The following is a 19,353-nucleotide window of genomic DNA, read 5'->3' as shown; positions in this document are numbered from 1 at the left end:
CAAGCGCGGATAGCTGCCGTGCTTTGCCGGCTTTCCGGATCAGCGACGGAACGGTTCCACCGCGACGCCCGGCGGCAGGACTGCCAGCGCCTTGAAGAGGGTCCCCATCGCCTCGGGGCCGGCGAGACGTTCGACCTCGCCGGAAATGCGCTCGCGCGTCGCTGCGTCGGCACGGGCGCCGAGCTGGCCGGCACGTTCCAGAAGCCCCATTCCGAGCAGGAATTCGCCCTGCCTCAGGAGATGGGTTTCGAGGCCTGTTTGCCGGGCGGTTTGCGCCAATGCGGAGAAATCGACATGCGCGGTGAGGTCCGCTTCGCCGGGGTGAGCGAGCGGATCGTCGTAGGCGTGCTTCAGCACGGCTTGCAACGTGTCGCCGACGGCCGGCACGGCATAGCCGTAGTCGATGAACAGGCCTGCGCCGGAGCGGGCGGCGATGCGCCCGGCGATTTTATGCATGAGGGCGGCGCGGGCAGGGGAAATTTCGACGATGGCGCCTTCCGGGGCGGCATCGGCATCGCGGGGCAGGAGCGAGGGATCGACGGAGCCTGCGCCGGCGTAGAAGTGCAGCGCATCGTCGTCATCCAGGCCCACGACCCGTTCGCGCCAGCCGTTGGCTGCAAGCACATACTGGTGGACGGGCAGGGCATCGAACAGTTCGTTGCCGACGATGAAGAGGGGGCGATTGGGCAGCTCCGCGATATCGGCGTGCCAGGCGAAGCTACCGCTGTCGGCCAGCGTCGCCGCCTGCATATCGCGCAGGCCAGGGCTGGTTTCGATCAGGTGGAAAGTCGCGCCGTCACGCAGGACGGGTGCGGCACGGGTAAGCGTGCGGGCGATGTCCTTCATCAGCGTGCCGCGGCCGGGGCCGATCTCGACCACCATGGCGCCGGCGGGACGGTCGAGCGCCTGCCAGGCGGATGCCAGCCAGACACCGACCAGCTCACCGAACATTTGGCTGATTTCCGGCGCGGTGGTGAAATCGCCGTCGCGTCCGAAGGGCTGGCGCGTCGTGTAATAACCGTAGTCGGGATCGGACAGGCACAGCGCCATGTATTCGCTGACTGAGATCGGTCCGAGCGCCTCGATCAGCCCGGCGATGCGTTTGCTGAGCGGCGTCATGCGGGCGGCGCGTCCGCTGGCTGGGGCGCAGCAGTCCGTTTCGCCCTCGCCATCGCCCATATGCCGGCCAGCACCATCGGCGTGGACAGCACCATGCCCATGGTCAGCCAGCCGGTGCCGAGCAGATAGCCGAGCTGCTGGTCCGGTTCGCGGAAGAACTCGACGAAGATGCGCGACAGGCCGTAGCCGCAGACGAAGGCGCCGGCGATGAAGCCGGGGCGCGTCAGCTTCAGCCGGGAGTGGGTGAGGAAGCGGAGCACCAGGAACAGCACGAGCCCTTCCAGCAGGGCCTCGTAGAGCTGGCTCGGATGGCGCGGAAAGGGGCCGCCATTGGGAAATTCGATCGCCCATGGCACGTCGGTGAGCCTGCCCCACAGCTCCGAATTGATAAAGTTGGCGACGCGCACGAGGCCGAGCCCCACCGGCACGCCGGCGGCGACGACGTCGAACAGGGTCCAGGCGCGGATGCCGCGCGAGCGCGCGAACAGGATCATGGCGACGACGACGCCTAGGAAGCCGCCATGGAAGGACATGCCGCCCTGCCAGACGGCGAAGATGTCGAGCGGATGGGCGAGGTAGCGCGGCAGGTCGTAGAACAGCACGTAGCCGGTACGGCCGCCGAGGACCACGCCAACCGCCGCCCAGACGATGAAGTCGTCGAGATCCTGCGGTTTCATCGGCAGGGTGCCATCAGGCCATAGGCGGGGGTTCGAGGCGAGGCGCTTGGCGTACCACCAGGCGAACAGGATGCCGACGATGTAGCCGACGCCGTACCAGTGGATCGCCAGCGGCCCGATCTGCACGATGATCGGGTCGATGTTCGGGAAGGGCAGGATTGCAAGCGGCAAGGTCGGTCTCTCGAACGGGGTAGGTCCGGCATTGCGGCCGGAGCGTGCGGCGGACCATGCGGCAGGGTTTTGGCAGGGTCAAGGCAAGGCGTCGGCCATGGACGACATCATTTGACTTCACCTGTCGCAGGCATATCCTGTCCTCGAGGCGTTGTGCGGAGGGCACCATGCCAGTCCTCTATCGACCCGCCCGTGCGCAAGATCTGGAGCGCGCCGACGCTCTTGTTGTCGCCAGCATCAACGATCTTACCGGTCGCCACGGCTTCGGTCCGATGGCGGTGCCCCGGCCGCCCAGTTTCCAGCTTTTTTCCCTGAACGACGATGCCGGCGGGCTGTGGGTAGCGGAGGAGGCCGCCAATATCGTCGGCTTCGCCTGGAGCTGGGTCAGCGGCGACCTGTGGTTTCTGGCGCAATTGTTCGTGTCGCCGGGCCGGCAAGGCAGCGGCATCGGCAACGAGCTGCTGAAAAGGACGCTGGACCATGCCCGACTGTCGGGTGCCGCCAGCAAGGCCTTGATCACGTTTACCTTCAACACGGTGTCGCAAGGCCTTTACCTGCGGCACGGCATGTTTCCGCGGTTCCCCATCTACATCGTCAGCGCGGCCGGGGAAGGGGTGTCGAGCCGGTTGCGCGGCCCGCAACTGGATTGTCGTCCCCTGGAGGAAACGCATCTTCCCGACCTTGTGCGGATCGACATCGAAGCGCTGGGTGTGTCGCGACTAAAGCATCACCGCTATCTGATCGGCGACAGCGCGACCCGAGGCTTCGGCCTCTACGTCGCGCAGGATTGCGTTGGCTACGCCTATATCAGCGAAACCGGCCATATCGGGCCGCTGGCGGTCACGCGGCCCGATCATCTCGATGCCGCCTTCAGAACCGCGTTGCGGCTGGCCGGCGAGGGCGGTTTGCCCCAGGTCTCGGCCTTCGTTCCGGGCGTGGCCGAGCCGGCGCTGACCACGGCCATGGAGCATGGGATGCGCATCACCTTTCCGATGGTTCTGATGTCGACGCGAGCCTTCGGCAACTGGTCGCAATACCTTCCCCGGAATCCCGGGTTTATGTGACCGCAGGCGGCGGCAGCTGCCCTGAAAACAGCCTGCCTGCTTGCATTCCGCAGCAATGCTCACTAGGTCAGATCGACCACGCGAGGTTTTGCCATGTCGACCGGACCGAACCGCATTCTCGACGAATTCGCCAAGCTGATGACCGATGCGGCCGGCGCCGCGCAGGGCGTGCGCCGCGAGGTCGAGACGGCCTTCCGGGCGCAGGCCGAACGTATCCTGGGCACGATGGACATCGTGCAGCGCGAGGAATTCGAGGCGGTGCGCGAGATGGCGACGAAGGCGCGCGAGGAAAACGCGCAGCTGACGGCACGCATCGAAGCGCTGGAAGCGAAGCTCGCCGGCGATGCCGGAACCCCCGCCGGCGGCGGCGCCAAGCCCCGCGCGCGGAAATAATCGCTAAACTTTTCCACAACGCTAGATTCGGGAAAAGCGCTTTGCCGTGAATCGCTTAACGGCATTGCATGAATCTGCGCGACAGCGCTTTCCACACCCGTATGACGCAGCGCGAAAAATTGGGCTGGTCACGCGACTCCCGATCAATAGACTGAATTTGCTGCATGATTCGGAGCGGGTCCTGCAGCCGGGCGGTGTGGTTCCGGTCATGGGTTGTTGCGTCGCGCAGTCATGACCGTCCGGGTTCTTAAAACGTGTTCGTTGCGTGCCTCCCACGGAGCGTGGCGGCGCTCCTTCGAACGACAGGAAGCATCATGGAACTTCTGGAACTCGACATTTCCCGCGAAATTCATCCCGTGGATGTCATCGAGCAGGTGGCCCACAACAACGACTGGTCCTTCGAGCGCGCCGGTGACGATGAAATCTCCATCTCGGTGGCCGGCACCTGGACGGACTATCACGTCTCCTTCTCGTGGATGGAGGACTTCGAGGCGCTGCACCTGGCTTGTGCCTTCGACATCAAGGTGCCGGAATCGCGCGCGCTGGAGGTGATGCGGCTGCTGTCGCTCATCAACGAGCAGATGCTGTTCGGCCATTTCGACCTGTGGGAACAGGAAGGCGCCATCATGTTCAGGCAGTCGCTGCTGCTCGCCGGCGGCGTCGAGCCCTCCAGCCAGCAGGTCGAGGTCTTGCTGTCGTCGGCGCTGGAAGCCTGCGAATGCTATTTCCAGGCGTTCCAGTTCGTCGTCTGGTCCGGCACTTCGGCCAAGGACGCGCTGTCCAGCGTCCTGTTCGAAACCCACGGCAACGCCTGAGCGAGCCGGTCATGAGTGCAGGCAGCGCGCGCAAGGCGGAGATCGGCTTCGCCGATTTCGACAAGGTCGACATTAGGGCCGGCACCATCGTAGCCGCCGAACCGTTTCCGGAGGCGCGCAAGCCGGCGATCAAGCTCAGGATCGATTTCGGCCCGGAGATCGGTGTCAAGAAGTCGTCGGCGCAGATCACCAAATACTATGCGCCCGATACGCTGGTCGGCCGGCAGGTCTTCGCGGTGGTGAATTTCCCGCCGCGCCAGATCGGCCCGTTCATGTCCGAAGTGCTGACGCTCGGCTTCCCGGACGAAGAGGGCGACGTGGTGCTCGGCGCCATCGAGCGCAAGGTGCCGGACGGCGGCAGGCTGTTCTAGAGCGTTTCACCGTTTCACGGAAACGGCGCAACGATCTACCTCTTTGTTTTAGCCGCATTTGTGCGACGCTAGGCGATTCCGTCTGGCTGCAAAATGCTCCAGGCGCTTCCAACTCTGTTCAGGCCGGTATCCTGATCACCGCGCGCAGGCCGCCCAGCGGGCTGTCTTCCAGCGTTATGTCGCCGCCGTGGCTGCGGGCGATGTCGCGGGCGATGGCCAGGCCGAGGCCGGTGCCGCTGGAATCGAGGTTGCGCGCCTGGTCGAGCCGGACGAACGGCTTGAACACCTCCTCGCGCTTGGCCGGCGCAATGCCCGGCCCGTCGTCATCCACCGTGACGACCAGCGAGCCTTTGCCATGGACGGCTTTCACCTCGACCGTCCTGGCGTAGCGGAAGGCGTTGCCGACGATGTTGGACAGCAGGCGGGCGAAGGCCTTGGGCCGCACCAGAACGTTGCTGTCGCCGGTCAGCGAGGTGGTGATGGTGCGTTTGCGCAGCGCCGCTTCTTCGGTGAGCTTGTTCAGGCACGCGTTCAGGTCGAACCTTCCGGTGTCCTCGGCGGCCTCGCCGCGGGCAAAGGCGATGTAGCCTTCCAGCATCGACTGCATGTCGTCGATGTCCTGGTTCATCGCTTCGATGTCACCCTTCTTGCCGGTCAGCGCCAGTTGCAGCTTGAAACGGGTGAGGATGGTCCTGAGGTCGTGGCTGACGCCGGTCAGCATGGCCGTGCGCTGCTCGATCTGACGCTCGATGCGCTCGCGCATCTGGATGAAGGCGAAGCCGGCCCGGCGCACTTCCTCGGCGCCGCGCGGGCGGAAATCCTGCGGCATCGGCCGCCCCTTGCCGAAGCTCTCCGCCGCCTCGGCCAACGTCAGGATCGGCTTGATCTGGTTGCGCAGGAACGGGATGGCGATCATCAGAAGCACCACGGAGGTACCGATCATCCACAGCAGGAACACCTGCATGTTCGAGGCATAGGCCTGGCTGCGGCGCACGAAGACGCGCAGGACCTTGTTTTCCAACTGGATGCGGACCTCGATGATCTTCGAGTTGCCGACCGTATCGATCCAGAACGGCCGGTTGATCTGCCGGGTGATCTCGGACGACAGCGGTTCGTCGAGCGTCGAGAAGAAGGGTTTTGGGCCGGGCGGCGGCAATGGATCGGGCGGCAGCAGGTCGACCTTCAGCTGCATGCGATCCTGCGCGATCCGGATGATGTTGGCATAGTCGGCGTCGTGCGGGTACGTCTCCATCACATCGATGATGGCGGCGATGTCGCGCACCACCGACTGCGACAGGAGCAGCGTGACCGTTTGCCAGTTTCTCTCCATGAAGACGAAGGCGACGACGGATTGCAGCAGGAACATCGGCGCGATGACGATGATCAGCGAGCGGGCGTAGAGCCGCTTCGGCATGTAAAGCGATACCCGCCGCCAGAAGCGGCGCCAGGCGTGCCGCATGGTATCGACCGCGCCCGGTGTCTCGACGCTTGGCGATTTCGGCTGCTGCAAATCGGTGGCTGCCATCAATGTGTCGTTCATGCGGACGGGAACGGTCCCGCCGCCGGCGCCCATTCTATTCCACGCTCAGCCGATACCCAATACCGCGCACGGTCTGCAGCCAGACCGGATTGGACGGATCGCGCTCGATCTTGCGGCGCAGCCGGTTGATCTGCACGTCGATAGTGCGTTCGCCGACTTCCGAATCGTCGCCCACCAGTTCGTGGCGCGGGATGGTCTCCCCGGCGCGGGCGGCAAAGATGGCAAGAATCTCCTGCTCGCGGTCGGTCAGCTTCAGCGCTTCGCCGCCGCGCTTCAGTTCGCGCTTGGCGATCTGGAAGGTATAGGGGCCGAAAACGAGCTGCTCGACCTTGGGCGTCGCCGCCGGGCCGCCGCGGCGCAGGATGTTGTTGATGCGCAGGATCAGTTCGCGCGGATCGAAAGGCTTGGGCAGGTAGTCGTCGGCTCCCGCTTCCAGCCCGGTGACGCGACTGTCCGTTTCCGACAGGGCCGTCAGCATGAGGATCGGCACGTCCTTCTGCGCCCGCAGCGCCTTCGTCAGCTCGACGCCGCTCTCGCCCGGCATCATGACGTCGAGGATCAGCATGTCGAAATCCAGTCCGACAAGCTTGCGGCGCGCCTCGTCGGAATTGCCGGCGACGGTGACGCGGAAGCCGTTCTCGGTCAGGTATTGCTTCAAGAGGTTGCGGATGCGGGTGTCGTCGTCGACCACGAGAAGGTGCGGGGCGTCGTCATCCGGTGCGGTCGAGCGCTCGGCGCTTTCATTGCTTTCCATGGCAGTATCCCGGTCGTTCATCGTGATTCATGGGGCAGAATGTCAATCTGCGCTCTTAGTTCCGGATTGACCATCGCTTTCAGGAAACGCTCCACGCAAGCCCTTTCGGAGACGTCGAAGCCCTGTCCGGAATCCTGCAATGCCTGAGCGATGCGGCGCGACTGTGGCCGCGCGAGGTCGAGGGCAAGCGCACGGCCCTTGGCGGTGGGATAGAGTTCGCGCTGGCGGCGGTCGCGCGGCCCCTGCACCTGAACGATGTGGCCGGTGTCGATGAGCTGCTTCAGCACGCGCGCCAGCGACTGCTTGGTGATCTTGAGGACGTCCAGCAGTTCGGCGACCGTCAGGCCGGGACGCCGGTTGACGAAGTGCAGCACGCGGTGATGGGCGCGGCCGAAGCCGTAGTCGGCCAGGATCTCGTCGGGGTCCGAGGTGAAGTCGCGATAGGCGAAGAAGAAAAGCTCGATCAGAGCGAAGTCGATGCCGTCCTCGTCGACGACGGCGGTCCGGATCGGTTCTATGGCTTCTGACATGCTGGCGGTCATGGGAGTTCCATTTGAGCAGCAAATTATGTCAGCACTATTGACGTAATTCGCCGGCGGTGATAATTTTTGACAAGCTTTAGGGCCGATTGTGAACGAAAAGGCAAGGCGGCGCGGGATTTTCGACGTTTCCTGAGTTTGCCACGCCGCCAATCCGGGCCTACGCTCTTTCCGGCCGCTCGACGCGACTGAACGTAACACCATGGCAAGCGGGCGGCTCCCGCGGGAGGTAAAAATGGCAGTTTCCTTCGACCAGCTTGAAGGTTTCATCTGGATGAACGGCGAGTTCGTCAAATGGGCGGACGCCAAGATTCATGTGCTCACGCATGGCCTGCACTATGCCAGCGCCGTGTTCGAGGGCGAGCGCGCTTACGGCGGCGAGATCTTCAAGCTCACCGAGCATACCGAGCGCCTGCATGAATCGGCGCGCATCCTCGGTTTCACCGTTCCCTATTCGGTCGCCGAAATCGACGACGCCTGCCGCGAACTGCTCAAGAAGCAGGGCTTCAAGGACGCCTATGTGCGCCCCATCGCCTTCCGCGGCAGCGAACAGATGGGCGTTTCGGCGCAGAACAACCGCATCAACGTCGCCATCGCCATCTGGCAGTGGCCGAGCTATTTCGACCCGGCGCAGAAGCTCAAGGGCATCCGGCTCGATCTCGCCGAGTACCGCCGGCCCGACCCGCGCACCGCGCCGTCGAAGTCGAAGGCCGCAGGCCTCTACATGATCTGCACCATCTCCAAGCATGCCGCCGAGGCCAAGGGCTATGCGGACGCCATGATGCTGGACTGGCGCGGCCAGGTCGCCGAGGCGACCGGCGCCAACATCTTCTTCGTCAAGGACGGCAAGGTGCACACGCCGACACCGGACTGCTTCCTCGACGGCATCACGCGGCGCACGGTGATCGGCCTGGCGAAGGCGCGCGGCCTGGACGTGGTCGAGCGGGCGATCATGCCGGAGGAACTGGAAGGCTTCGAGCAGTGCTTCCTGACCGGCACGGCGGCCGAGGTCACGCCGGTGTCGGAGATCGGGCCGTATCGATTCGAGGTCGGCGAGATCGCCAAGACGCTGATGAACGACTATACGGCAGCGGTGCAGCCGAAGCACGCGATCGCCGCGGAATAGCAGAAAACTTCGATTTTTCAGTTGGATAAGGCGGCCCTTCGGCCGCCTTTCCTGTTTCATCGTTTCGACATTTGACTTTCGACGAATTCGGCGTCTCATGTGCGCATCGCCAGGGAGGCTGGCGGCTTTGGAGGGACTACGATCATGGAAACGCTACTTCCCATCATTGTGCAGGTCGTCACCGGCATCATCGGCGGCCAGGCCGTCGGAGCGGCCATCAAGCAGGCGGCGATGAGCCAGCTTCCGAAGATTCTCAGCGGCGCGATCGGCGGTGTCGCCGGCGGCGCGATCCTCGGCAAGCTCATGAACGCCGGTATCGACCCGGCTGCGGTTGCCGGCGCGGTCAGCGGCGGCTCGTTCAACGTCGAGAACATCGTCGGTGGTCTCGGCGGCGGTGCCATTCTGACCGCCATCGTCGGTGCGGTCATGAACTCCATGAAGAAGTAAGCGATCACAACTCGATGCGGCATGGGCGGCTTCGGCCGCCCATTTTCGTTTCGGCTCTGGTTTCCGGCCGCAGTCGCGGCTACATCACCGGGGAAACGGTGAAAGGTCATCATGGGTCAGCTCAACGCCGGCATCGTGCCGGTCACGCTATTCCAGCAGAATTGCGCCATCCTGTTCGACGCCGAGACCAAGCGCGGCGTCGTCGTCGATCCGGGTGGGGACGTCGAGCGCATCCTGGCCGCACTCAAGGACAACGGCATCACCGCCGAGGCGATCTGGATCACCCATGGTCATATCGACCATGCGGGCGGGGCGATGGAACTGAAGGAGGCGCTCGGCGTCGACATCGTCGGCCCGCACGAGGCCGACAAGTTCCTGCTCGACAACCTCGAGACGCAGGCGAGCCGCTACGGCATGGCGGGCGTGCGCAATTGCGTGCCCGACCGGTTCCTTTCGGAAGGCGAGACGGTTTCCTTCGGCGACCATGTCTTCGAGGTGCTGCACTGCCCTGGTCACGCGCCGGGCCATGTCGTCTTCTACAACCGCGCCGCCGGTTTCGCGCATGTCGGCGACGTGCTTTTCCATGGATCGGTCGGGCGCACCGACCTGCCGGGCGGCGACCATGCGGCGTTGATGGCCTCGATCAAGGAAAAGCTCCTGCCGCTCGGCGACGATATCGGCTTCCTGTGCGGGCACGGGCCGGGCGGGCGTTTCGGCGAGGAACGGCGCGGCAATCCGTTCCTGGTGTGAGGTCCGGCGAAACCGCAGGCCGGAACGAAAAAACGCCGTCGGGAAGACGGCGCTTTTCTTGAGGCAGGGAACCTCCGGCGTCGATGCGCCCTGTCAGTTGGCGACGCAGAAATGCTGCTCGCCGTCGTAACCGGTGAAGGTGCCGGTGCGGGCGTCGAAGCTGCGATAGCGATCCGAGCAGTATTCGTACCAGCTGCGGGTCCACGGCTCGATGCCGCCGCGATAGGTGACGATCGGATAGTTGCGGACCGGGGCGGGGCGCAGGACGGGCCGGCGGCGCACCACATAGGCCGGTTCGCCATAGTCGTCATAGTAATAGTCGCGCGGCGGAGGCGGCTGCGATGCGAGCGCGCCGCCGATCAGCGCGCCAGCGGCAAGGCCGACGATGCCGGCAGCGACCGCGTCACCGCCGCCGTGATGATGATGACGCCAACGCCAGTCGCCGGCTTGTGCAGGAAGCGTGGCCATGGCCGTCGCCGCGAGGGCCACGGACACCACTGCGGTTTTGGCAAATCCGTTCATGACAGTCTCCTTCGTGCCGGCTCGCCGATGCCTGATGGGGCAGGCAGGTCGCGGCCGGTTTCTACACGAATGTAATAGGAGACCGTGGCTGAACGGTGGCTGAACGAAACGGGGGCCGGTGTCCGGCGCCGGTGTCGATTGCGCCGGCGGCGGCGTTTTCGACGGCTGTTCGGAGCGGCCGGTCAGCCGACGGACAGGTTGACCGCCTTGGGGCCTTTGCCGCGCTTGTCCGGCTCGGTGTCGAAGGTCACCTTCTGTCCATCTTCCAGACCGGGAAGCCCTGACGCCTGTACAGCCGAGATGTGGACGAAGACGTCCTTGGCTCCATCGTCCGGCGTGATGAAACCGAAACCCTTGGCATGATTGAAGAATTTGACGGTGCCGGTCTGCGGCATGGGAAGCTCCTCTGATCCCATCAGTCATCTTTCCGGGTCCCGAAAAACCCGAAGGGGAAATTTGTCGTTTATTTTGACGGGCTCGGCAAGAAAAACTTTTGCGATTCGCTCCAGCTCGACGGCGGATCAGGGCGGGTTGCCAGAACACGGCGGACGCCCATGGCGATCCGGCGCGGTGGCGACGCTGCCGGTCATGGCAAGCAAAAAGGCGCGACGAAGCCGCCGCGCCTTTCCGAAACTCATGCAGGTCCGGGCGGAATTACGCCGCGCGCAGATTGACCGCCTTGGGGCCCTTGCCCATGCGATCCGGCTCGACGTCGAAGGTCACCTTCTGGCCGTCGATCAGGGTGCGCAGGCCCGAAGCCTCGATGGCGGAGATGTGGACGAACACGTCCTTCGCGCCATCGTCCGGCGTGATGAAGCCGAAGCCTTTGGTGGTGTTGAAGAATTTTACGGTGCCGGTCTGGGCCATCTGGGGGAACTCCTTCACCCGTTCAGTCTGGTGGTCCTGGCGCCTGGCTTGCGGCAGGTCCGGTGGTGGCTTCGGCGGTCGTGCATTCGCGCACGGTCAAACCCCCCGCCGAAAGACGGGGCCGTCAGAGATTCACACATATCGGGGAAAGGGGCGTTCAAACGTTCCAGTCTCCGGGTCGCAAATGCCCGAACACTGAATTTATTGCACGGAAATGTGAGCGTGGCAAGACAACCCTCGCAGACGCGCATTCAAGCGCCGCCCAACGCTATACCGGGCGATACGCCCGACCGAGGCGCGGGTCATCGGCCACGGGCATGGCAAGGATAGGTACAGGCCTGCTTTCCGGGCGCGCTTTACCCGCACGGTGGGCCTTGCCGAAGGACGCGAGGTCGGCCTGCGGCCTTGCATCGTCTCGCGCCTTGTCTTACGCCGCATCAGCGCAAACAAGTCCAGGCAGGTGTGCCATCAGCAGGATATCGCAAAGGCAGGGCGGAGCAGGGCGGGCGGGCGGGCAGCCGCCGCGCGGCGGCGATCTCGACCAACACGTGCGGCAGGCCCTGGCTCTGCACCAGGCCGGCCGCCTGACGGAAGCCGAGGCGCTGTACCGTAAGGTGCTCGATGCGCGCGCCGGTCATGCGCCGGCGCTGCATTTCCTCGGCTTGCTGCTGCATCAGAGCGGGCGCAGCGCCGATGGATTGGCGCTCATGCAGCGCTCGGTGCGCGCGCAGCCGGGCAACGCCGACTTCCTCAACAATCTGGGCACGGTCCTACGCGACCTCGGCCATACGAACGCCGCCGCCGACCAGTTCCGCAAGGCGGTCGCTCTCAAACCGGACAACCTGGCGGCGCGCGACAATCTCGCTTCGGTCGAAAGACAGCTTGGCCGCTTCGATGCCGCCAAGGAGGTGTTGCGGGCGACGATCGGCCGCCACCCTTTCCATATCCGGGCGCGGATCGGTCTCGCCGACACGTTGCAGGAAACCGGTCATATCGACGAGGCGCTGGCGGTTTTCCGCGAAGCGCTGTCGATCCGGCCGAAGGATGCGGAAGTGCTGCACGGCATGGGCGTCGCGCTGATGGAGAAGGGCGACCTTGCCGGCGCTGCCGAGCATTTCCGCGCCGCGCTTGCCGTCGACGCCACGCGTGCGGTGTCCTGGCAGTTGCTGGCGCAGGTCAAGCCGCAGCGAGAAGGCGACGGCGAGCTGAGTGCGATGACGGCCGCGCACGACAAGGCACCGGCCGACAGCCAGGCGCGCATGCAGCTTTCCTTCGGCCTCGGCAAGGCGCATGACGACCTGAAGGATTACGGCCGGGCTTTCGGGTTCTTCCTCGAGGGCAATGCGATCCGCCGCAAGGAGATGGCTTACGACGGTGACCGGACACGGGCCGAATTCGCGGCCATGAAGGCGACCTTCACGAAGGATTTCTTCGACCGGCGCAAGCCGAGCGCCATTTCCGACGACACGCCGATCTTCGTCGTTGGCATGCCGCGGTCCGGCACGACCCTGATCGAGCAGATCATCGCCAGTCATCCGCAGGTTTTCGGTGCGGGCGAGCTGACAATTCTGCGATCGGCGGTGGGCAAGGGCTTTCCGCTCGACATGAAGGGCGGCTTTCCGGCCGGTATCGCCACGATGCCGGACAAGGCTTTCGCCGATGCCGGCCACGACTATCTCGACATGCTGACCAAACGCTATCCGGGCTATCGGCACGTCACCGACAAGATGCCGGGCAACTTCCTCCTGGTCGGGTTCCTGCACATGATGTTGCCGAAAGCGAAGATCGTGCACTGCGCCCGCAATGCGGTGGCGACCTGCCTGTCGATCTTCAAGACCAACTTCCGTGGCGACGGGCATCGCTACGGCTACGATCTCGCCGAACTGGCCGACTTCCACAACCTCTACGTGGACCTGATGGAGCACTGGCGCACGGTGCTGCCCGGCGTCGTCCATGACGTGCGCTACGAGGATTTCGTCGCCGACCAGGAAGGCCAGTCGCGGGCGCTGATCGACTGGCTCGGCCTGCCGTGGGACGATGCCGTGCTTGCCTTCCACAAGGCTGACCGCCAGGTGCGCACGGCTTCCGCCGCGCAGGTGCGCCAGCCGATGTACAAGGGCTCGGTCGACCTGTGGAAGCAGTACGGCGACAGCCTTCAGCCGCTGATCGGGCGGCTGAAGTAGGTTCGGTTCCCTCCCCACAGGAAGGGACGAAGGCCTATGATTCCACGACCATCTCGAAACCGCCAAAGATCATGCGCTTGCCGTCGAAGGGCGCATCATTCATAGCCCCGGCCATACGCGGGTCGTTCATCACCTTGCTGTTGACATCGTCCCGGTGCGCGCGGTCGCGATAGACGATCCACGAGAACACGACCGTCTCGTCCTCTTTCGCCTGGACGGCGCGCGGGAACGAGGTCAATTCCCCATAGGAGACGTCGTCGGCCAGGCATTCGGCATAGGCGAGCGCGCCATGGCTCATCCAGACCTCGCGACCGAGCTCGGCCATCTTCCTGTAAGCCTCAATATTCGCCTTGGGCAGCGCGATCAGGAATCCATCGACATAGGACATCTGTCTTCTCCTCACTTGGCCTTGACGGGCGCGTTCATGGCCCATTCGACGCCGAAGGGATCGCGCAGCGCGCCCCAGCGGTCGCCCCAGAACATCACCTGGAGCGGCGTGGTGACCTCGCAACCGGCGTCGACGGCGCGCTGCCACCATTCGTCGATGTTTTCCTCGGTCAGGTGAAGCTGCATGGTACAGGCCTGCACGGCCTTCACCGGGTGGCCGTGCTCGGGATAGAAATCGCCGAGCATCAGGCTGGAGCCGTTGACGTGAAGGTGGATGTGCATGGTGCGGCCCTGCTCGTCGGGCGGATAGGCGAAGACCCGGTCAGCGCCGAAAGCCTTTTCATAGAAGGCGGCTGCTTTCGTCGCGCCGTCGATGCCGAGATAGGGCGTCAAGCCGCCGAGAACCTGCGCGGCCTGGGGGGACTGTTCGGTCATTGTCTGTTCCTCTCTTGTCGCGGTTGCGTGCAAAGGACGAACGACGAAGCGGCATGCCGACAAGGCGGCCGAAAAATTTTCGAGTCGATGCCCCCGCCGAAAGCCGAATCCGGCAGGCAATATCCGACTGCACAAGGACTATCCGGCTATTTCTTTCCCTGCGGATAGATCGTCTCGCCGCGCTTCAGCATGTCGACGAAGGCGGTAATCTTCTTGCTTCGGCCCGCTTCGGTCTTTGTCTGATGCATGCGGAAGGCAAGCGCGAAGCGGTTCTGTGCGCTCAAAGTGGCGAGCATCGCGCTTGCGTCCGGCTCTGCGTCGATCGCGGCCTGAAGATCGTCGGGAATCGTCATGGTCTTGCTGTTGTAGGCGCGATCCCAGCGCCCGTCGGCCTTGGCGGCTTCGACCTGCCGCAAGCCATGCTCCGTCATCCTGCCTTCTTCGATAAGACGGGCGACGTTGTCGACGTTGATCTGGCTCCAGGTGCTCTTCTTGCCGCGCGGCGTGTAGCGTTGCAGGAAACTCTTCTCGTCATGCCCCTTGCGGATGGCGTCGATCCATCCCCAGCACAGCGCGACCTCGATGGCCTCCATCGGGCTGATGGATTCGAGGCCTGAACCCACCTTGTGAATCTTGATCCAGACTTCGTCTTCGCTGTGATGGTGCTTGCCGAGCCAGGCATAAAACGCGGCAGCGTCGGCAAATTCATGAATCCTGGATGGATCGACCTTGACAGGCGCCATGGACGGTGACTTTCCGCGCAATCGGATCAATGGCCGGGCCGACCGCTCTTCTTCGGCCGGCGGGTCTGCCGGCGCTGGTCGCCGGCGTCTTCGTAGGAGCCGACGCCGGCGCGCTCGCGCTTGATCGGCTTGACGTCTTCCGGCTTCGCCGGCTTCACGCCTTCGACCGGCTTTTCCGTGCGTCGCACGGTCATTTCGTCCAGCGAGTTCTTGCGGAACAGCGAGGGTTTGTTTTCGCCGGGCACTCCGTAGTCCGAACCATGCGCCTCCTGTGCCGACTGCTTCTTGAACAGCGAGCGCGAGACCGCGCCGGCCGGCGTCGGCATGTCGGTGCCGGGACCCATGTGGTCGATATGCGGCTTCTGGAACAGCGATTTGCCGAGTGGCTTGGCGCCGTCCGCGCCCATTTCGTCTAGCTGCGGCTTGCGGAAAAGAGAGGCGTCGGTCGCGCTGTCGTCCACTGTCCGGTGCCGCTCGCGGCCCTTGTTGTGCTTGCCCTTCTCGCGGCCGGAAACCGGGCTTTCGCTCTCGGCGTATTTCGCCAGCGGATCGTCTGAAATCTGCAATTCCAGTTCGGTGAGCCGCTTGATCTCGTCGCGCAGGCGCGCGGCTTCCTCGAAATTGAGGTCGGCGGCGGCGTCGCGCATCTTCTTGTTGAGGTGCTCCAGATGCGCCTTGAGGTTGTTGCCCATCATCTGGCCGGCATCGTCGGTGAACTGCGAGATGTCGGCGCGGACGTGATCCTTTTCGTAGACCGAGTCCAGGATGTCGGCGATGCGCGACTTCACGCTTTCCGGCGTGATGCCGTTGGCCTCGTTGTATTCGAGCTGCTTTTCTCGCCGGCGGTTGGTCTCCGCCATGGCCCGCTCCATCGAGCCGGTGATCTGGTCGGCGTAGAGGATGACCTTGCCGTCGACGTTGCGCGCGGCGCGGCCGATGGTCTGGATCAGCGAGGTTTCGGAGCGGAGAAATCCTTCCTTGTCGGCGTCGAGGATGGCGACGAAGCCGCACTCGGGAATGTCGAGGCCCTCGCGCAAGAGGTTGATGCCGACCAGCACGTCGAACGCGCCGAGGCGCAGGTCGCGCAAAATCTCGATGCGCTCCAGCGTGTCGATGTCGGAGTGCATATAGCGCACGCGGATGCCCTGCTCATGCAGGTATTCGGTCAGGTCCTCGGCCATGCGCTTGGTCAGCACCGTGCAGAGCGTGCGATAACCCTTCTTCGTTGTCTCGCGGATCTCGCCGACGACGTCGTCCACCTGGCTCTTGGCCGGGCGCACCTCGACCGGCGGGTCGATCAGGCCGGTCGGGCGGATGACCTGCTCGGCGAAGACGCCGCCGGATTGCTCCAGTTCCCAGCCGCCGGGCGTCGCCGACACCCCGACGGTGAGCGGGCGCATGGCGTCCCATTCCTCGAAGCGCAACGGCCTGTTGTCCATGCAGGAGGGCAGGCGGAAGCCGTATTCGGCCAGCGTCGCCTTGCGGCGGAAGTCGCCCCGGTACATGCCACCGATCTGCGGGATGGTGACGTGGCTTTCGTCGACGAAGATCAGCGCGTTGTCCGGCACGTACTCGAAAAGCGTCGGCGGCGGATCGCCGGGATTGCGGCCGGTGAGATAGCGCGAATAGTTCTCGATGCCGGCGCAGGAGCCGGTCGCCTCCAACATCTCCAGGTCGAAGCGGGTGCGCTGCTCCAGCCGCTGTGCCTCCAACAGGCGGCCAGCCTTTTCAAGCTCTTGCAGGCGGTGCTGCAATTCTTCCTTGATGGACTTGATGGCCTGATTCAACGTCGGGCGCGGCGTCACGTAGTGCGAATTGGCGTAGATCTTGACCGACTTCAGGTCGCCGGTCTTCTGGCCGGTCAATGGGTCGAACTCGGTGATCTGCTCGATCTCGTCGCCGAACATCGAGATGCGCCAGGCGCGATCCTCGAGGTGGGCCGGGAATATCTCAATGGTGTCGCCGCGCACCCGGAACGAGCCGCGCACGAAATTGGCGTCTTGGCGCTTGTACTGCTGGGCGACGAGGTCGGCGAGCAGTTGCCGCTGGTCGAGGCGGTCGCCGATGGTCATCTGGAAGGTCATCGCCGTATAGGTCTCGACCGAGCCGATACCGTAGATGCACGATACCGAGGCGACGATGATGACGTCGTCGCGCTCCAGCAGCGAGCGCGTCGCCGAATGGCGCATGCGGTCGATCTGCTCGTTGATGGAGGATTCCTTCTCGATATAGGTGTCGGTGCGCGGGACGTAGGCTTCCGGCTGGTAGTAGTCGTAGTACGAGACGAAATACTCGACCGCGTTGTTCGGGAAGAATTTCTTGAATTCGGCATAGAGCTGGGCGGCCAGCGTCTTGTTCGGCGCGAGGATCAGGGCAGGGCGCTGCGTCTCCTCGATCACCTTGGCCATGGTGAAGGTCTTGCCCGAGCCGGTGACGCCGAGCAGCACCTGCGTGCGGTCCTCGTTGGCGACGCCCTCGACGAGGTCTTTGATGGCGGTTGGCTGGTCGCCAGCCGGCTGGAAATCCGACTCCATCCTGATGGCGATGCCGCCTTCGGATTTCTCCGGACGCTCGGGGCGATGCGGCGTCCACAACACGCCGTTCTTGTGCAGCGGGTTGCCGCTCTCGATCAGGTCGGCCAGCGCCTTCACCGTGGCGGTGACGCCGGTGTTGGAAAGCGTCTCGGCGTCTTCCAGCGCAATATCGAGGCCGGCGACGGGGTTCAGCCCCGCGGCCGCGCGCTCCTTGGCCGAAGCCGCGCCGCCCATGGAGGTACCGCGCGCGGTGCGGGTAGGGGAGGCGGAGCGTTCGGGGACTTTCTTCGAAGGCTTCGCCTTGGATGGACGCTCTTCGACCACCTGCCCGTCCCGCTCGGCTTCGCGCGAAATCTGCTCGGCCCAATCCGAAATCGAGCCGGACAGCGGGGCGCCGGTGAACTCGGCCTGCCGCGCTTCGGCGAAGCCCTTGCGCTCCAGCGGCTCGGAGGCGTCCAGATAGTCGGTCACGGCGTTGCCGCGCTTGCGCGGTGGCATGCGATCGTCCTGCGCCGGGCGCGTCGTCTTCTCGGGAGATTTGGCCATGCGCCGAATATGGGTGGAGTCCGAGCAAATGGAAAGAGCCGAGTGGATCGGCCGGGGCAGCGCCGCGCCTCTTCCTGACAGCAGGCTGTCAGGAAGAGGCGGCAAGTTTGGGGGCGGTCACTGAATCTGTCGCGGCCTGCTTCACCACCGACCGGCGACGGTTTAACACAGGCAAAAACCCGGGCGCTTCGTGTCGAATTTTCCGCTTTCCTACAAGCTTTCCTGGCTGCCGCGCTTTTTGAGCCCGTCGCTGGCCGGCGACCGGAAGGGCTTTGCGGCACGCCAGGCCGAATGGATCGAGCCGGTGCCCCGCCATACGGCACGGCTGTTGTTCGCCGGCGACCTTTCCGCGGTGGCGAACCGTACGGCGCCGACCGTCGATCCGGCACTTCGCGACCTGTTCGCCTCGGCCGATCTCGTCGTCGGCAATTGCGAGAGCCCGGTGGTCGAGCGGCCGCGCTTCGGGCTCGGCACGCGGCTGGGCATCCGCCATGCCATGACCGCGCGGTTTCTCCGCGAGGCCTTGGAAGCCGTGGGCATCGTGCGCGAAAGGCTGGTGTTGTCGATTGCCAACAATCACGCTCTGGATCAGGGCGTGGAGGGATTTAGGGAGACGCTGGAGGCGCTCGCCGGGCTGGGCATCCGCACCATCGGTTTGGCCGGCGAGCCGGTGGCGAGGGTCGTCCTTCTCTCAGCATCGTTCCAGGGTCAATATCGTCGAGGCACCCCCACCCCTAACCCCTCCCCGCAAGGGGGAGGGGAAGCTGCCGCGCCCAAGTCCCCCTCCCCCTTGCGGGGAGGGGCTAGGGGTGGGGGGACGCTGACGGTTGGATTTATGGCTTTCACGCAATGGCGTAATGCAGGGGAAAGCGATTTCGCAGGACGCGTCAACGTGACGGCCGATCCGGCCTCATGGCCGCGCGAAACCATGCAGGCCTGCGACCTGCTCTGCGCGGTGCCGCACTGGGACTGGGAGTTCCGCCACTTTCCCCGCGCCGAAACCCGCGCTTTGGCGCGGCGTCTGGCGCAAGCCGGCGCCGGACTGATCGTCGGCGGCCATGCCCATGTCGTGCAGCCGCTGGAGCGCATCGGCGGCGCGCTCGTCGCCTACGGGCTGGGCGACCTCCTCGGCACGGCCTTCGCGCGGCAGCCTTGGCCGGGGCGGATCGGCGCCGTGCTTGCCGTGGACATCAGCCTCGACGAGGCGACGCGCGGCCGGATCGCCGGCTACCGGATGCATCCCTTCTTTCGTCTGTGCGAGACGGGGCGCGAGCGGCTGGTGCCGGTCGAGGCGCTGGACGTGCGGTTGCGCGACAAGGTCGTCCGTCGGCTTGCGGCGGTCATGGGTGCCGAAGATGCGGCGTAGGCCG

21 protein-coding genes are annotated in these 19,353 nt (G+C 64.7%); 9 read left to right on the top strand and 12 right to left on the bottom strand.

The features are described 5' to 3' along the window. Positions 1 to 39: 39 nt before the first annotated feature. Positions 40 to 1,119 (bottom strand): class I SAM-dependent methyltransferase, encoded by a 1,080-nt coding sequence (locus tag E6C48_RS15835; RefSeq protein ID WP_136358930.1) that lies wholly within the window; start codon positions 1,117 to 1,119, stop codon positions 40 to 42. Next, positions 1,116 to 1,967, bottom strand: coding sequence for a prolipoprotein diacylglyceryl transferase (lgt, locus tag E6C48_RS15830; RefSeq protein ID WP_136358928.1), 852 nt, complete (start codon positions 1,965 to 1,967; stop codon positions 1,116 to 1,118). The genes E6C48_RS15835 and lgt overlap by 4 nt, the downstream gene beginning before the upstream one ends. Before the next feature lie 167 nt (positions 1,968 to 2,134). Here lgt and E6C48_RS15825 point away from each other — a divergent pair, with 167 nt between their 5' ends. The 4 genes from E6C48_RS15825 (at position 2,135) to E6C48_RS15810 (ending at position 4,610) form a co-directional block, all read left to right on the top strand. Further along, positions 2,135 to 3,031 (top strand): GNAT family N-acetyltransferase, encoded by an 897-nt coding sequence (locus tag E6C48_RS15825; protein WP_136358926.1) that lies wholly within the window; start codon positions 2,135 to 2,137, stop codon positions 3,029 to 3,031. Positions 3,032 to 3,124: 93 nt separating this feature from the next. After that, entirely contained in the window at positions 3,125 to 3,424 is a 300-nt protein-coding gene (locus E6C48_RS15820; protein WP_136358924.1) for an accessory factor UbiK family protein, read from the top strand. A gap of 314 nt (positions 3,425 to 3,738) precedes the next feature. After that, positions 3,739 to 4,239 carry a type III secretion system chaperone family protein gene (locus E6C48_RS15815; protein ID WP_136358922.1) on the top strand — a complete coding sequence of 167 codons (501 nt, stop codon included), beginning with the start codon at positions 3,739 to 3,741 and terminating at the stop codon, positions 4,237 to 4,239. A gap of 11 nt (positions 4,240 to 4,250) precedes the next feature. Further along, positions 4,251 to 4,610 (top strand): tRNA-binding protein, encoded by a 360-nt coding sequence (locus E6C48_RS15810; RefSeq protein WP_136358920.1) that lies wholly within the window; start codon positions 4,251 to 4,253, stop codon positions 4,608 to 4,610. 118 nt (positions 4,611 to 4,728) lie between these two features. On the opposite strand, the gene E6C48_RS15805 is transcribed toward E6C48_RS15810, so the two are convergent. From E6C48_RS15805 to E6C48_RS15795, 3 genes are read right to left on the bottom strand one after another with little or no spacing between them, the layout of a single operon-like run. Next, a complete protein-coding gene (locus tag E6C48_RS15805; RefSeq protein WP_136358918.1) occupies positions 4,729 to 6,135 on the bottom strand; it encodes an ATP-binding protein in 1,407 nt (468 codons plus the stop codon). 49 nt (positions 6,136 to 6,184) lie between these two features. Next, complete coding sequence (locus tag E6C48_RS15800; protein WP_136358915.1) at positions 6,185 to 6,904, bottom strand: response regulator; 720 nt, start codon at positions 6,902 to 6,904, stop codon at positions 6,185 to 6,187. A 17-nt stretch (positions 6,905 to 6,921) separates the two neighbouring features. Next, entirely contained in the window at positions 6,922 to 7,446 is a 525-nt protein-coding gene (locus E6C48_RS15795; protein ID WP_136358913.1) for a MarR family winged helix-turn-helix transcriptional regulator, read from the bottom strand. 232 nt (positions 7,447 to 7,678) lie between these two features. Here E6C48_RS15795 and E6C48_RS15790 point away from each other — a divergent pair, with 232 nt between their 5' ends. From E6C48_RS15790 to E6C48_RS15780, 3 genes are all read left to right on the top strand, one after another. Then, positions 7,679 to 8,569 (top strand): branched-chain amino acid aminotransferase, encoded by an 891-nt coding sequence (locus tag E6C48_RS15790; RefSeq protein ID WP_136358911.1) that lies wholly within the window; start codon positions 7,679 to 7,681, stop codon positions 8,567 to 8,569. A 144-nt stretch (positions 8,570 to 8,713) separates the two neighbouring features. After that, positions 8,714 to 9,016: a hypothetical protein gene (locus E6C48_RS15785; RefSeq protein WP_136358909.1), complete on the top strand. Its 303-nt coding sequence runs from the start codon at positions 8,714 to 8,716 to the stop codon at positions 9,014 to 9,016. Positions 9,017 to 9,127: 111 nt separating this feature from the next. Beyond that, positions 9,128 to 9,766, top strand: a complete 639-nt coding sequence (locus tag E6C48_RS15780) for an MBL fold metallo-hydrolase (RefSeq protein ID WP_136358907.1) — start codon at positions 9,128 to 9,130, stop codon at positions 9,764 to 9,766. Between the two features lie 93 nt (positions 9,767 to 9,859). Here E6C48_RS15780 and E6C48_RS15775 read toward each other — a convergent pair whose 3' ends face one another. The 3 genes from E6C48_RS15775 to E6C48_RS15765 all read right to left on the bottom strand — a co-directional run bounded on the left by E6C48_RS15775 (position 9,860) and on the right by E6C48_RS15765 (position 11,155). Continuing rightward, positions 9,860 to 10,288 carry a BA14K family protein gene (locus E6C48_RS15775; protein WP_136358905.1) on the bottom strand — a complete coding sequence of 143 codons (429 nt, stop codon included), beginning with the start codon at positions 10,286 to 10,288 and terminating at the stop codon, positions 9,860 to 9,862. Positions 10,289 to 10,470: 182 nt separating this feature from the next. Next, positions 10,471 to 10,683, bottom strand: coding sequence for a cold-shock protein (locus tag E6C48_RS15770; protein WP_008877668.1), 213 nt, complete (start codon positions 10,681 to 10,683; stop codon positions 10,471 to 10,473). Positions 10,684 to 10,942: 259 nt separating this feature from the next. After that, complete coding sequence (locus tag E6C48_RS15765; protein ID WP_136358903.1) at positions 10,943 to 11,155, bottom strand: cold-shock protein; 213 nt, start codon at positions 11,153 to 11,155, stop codon at positions 10,943 to 10,945. Positions 11,156 to 11,703: 548 nt separating this feature from the next. On the opposite strand from E6C48_RS15765, the gene E6C48_RS15760 reads away from it, so the two are divergent. Next, entirely contained in the window at positions 11,704 to 13,338 is a 1,635-nt protein-coding gene (locus E6C48_RS15760) for a tetratricopeptide repeat-containing sulfotransferase family protein (RefSeq protein ID WP_136358901.1), read from the top strand. Positions 13,339 to 13,372: 34 nt separating this feature from the next. Here the strand turns inward: E6C48_RS15760 and E6C48_RS15755 are convergent, their stop codons facing one another. From E6C48_RS15755 to uvrB, 4 genes are all read right to left on the bottom strand, one after another. Then, complete coding sequence (locus E6C48_RS15755; protein ID WP_136358899.1) at positions 13,373 to 13,726, bottom strand: DUF1428 domain-containing protein; 354 nt, start codon at positions 13,724 to 13,726, stop codon at positions 13,373 to 13,375. An 11-nt stretch (positions 13,727 to 13,737) separates the two neighbouring features. Beyond that, positions 13,738 to 14,160, bottom strand: coding sequence for a VOC family protein (locus E6C48_RS15750; protein WP_136358897.1), 423 nt, complete (start codon positions 14,158 to 14,160; stop codon positions 13,738 to 13,740). A gap of 146 nt (positions 14,161 to 14,306) precedes the next feature. After that, positions 14,307 to 14,903, bottom strand: a complete 597-nt coding sequence (locus E6C48_RS15745; protein WP_136358895.1) for a YdeI/OmpD-associated family protein — start codon at positions 14,901 to 14,903, stop codon at positions 14,307 to 14,309. Positions 14,904 to 14,929: 26 nt separating this feature from the next. Continuing rightward, a complete protein-coding gene (uvrB, locus tag E6C48_RS15740) occupies positions 14,930 to 17,983 on the bottom strand; it encodes an excinuclease ABC subunit UvrB (RefSeq protein ID WP_136358893.1) in 3,054 nt (1,017 codons plus the stop codon). Between the two features lie 190 nt (positions 17,984 to 18,173). Here uvrB and E6C48_RS15735 point away from each other — a divergent pair, with 190 nt between their 5' ends. Beyond that, the gene (locus E6C48_RS15735; protein WP_136358891.1) at positions 18,174 to 19,349 is read left to right on the top strand and encodes a CapA family protein; all 1,176 of its coding nucleotides are present in this window, start codon (positions 18,174 to 18,176) and stop codon (positions 19,347 to 19,349) included. Positions 19,350 to 19,353: the final 4 nt, after the last annotated feature.

This window comes from Ollibium composti (genome assembly GCF_004801285.1).
Classification (GTDB): Bacteria; Pseudomonadota; Alphaproteobacteria; order Rhizobiales; family Rhizobiaceae; genus Mesorhizobium; species Mesorhizobium composti.
The sequence above is the reverse complement of the archived record's forward strand: the minus strand, read 5'-3'. Positions and strand labels throughout refer to the sequence as shown.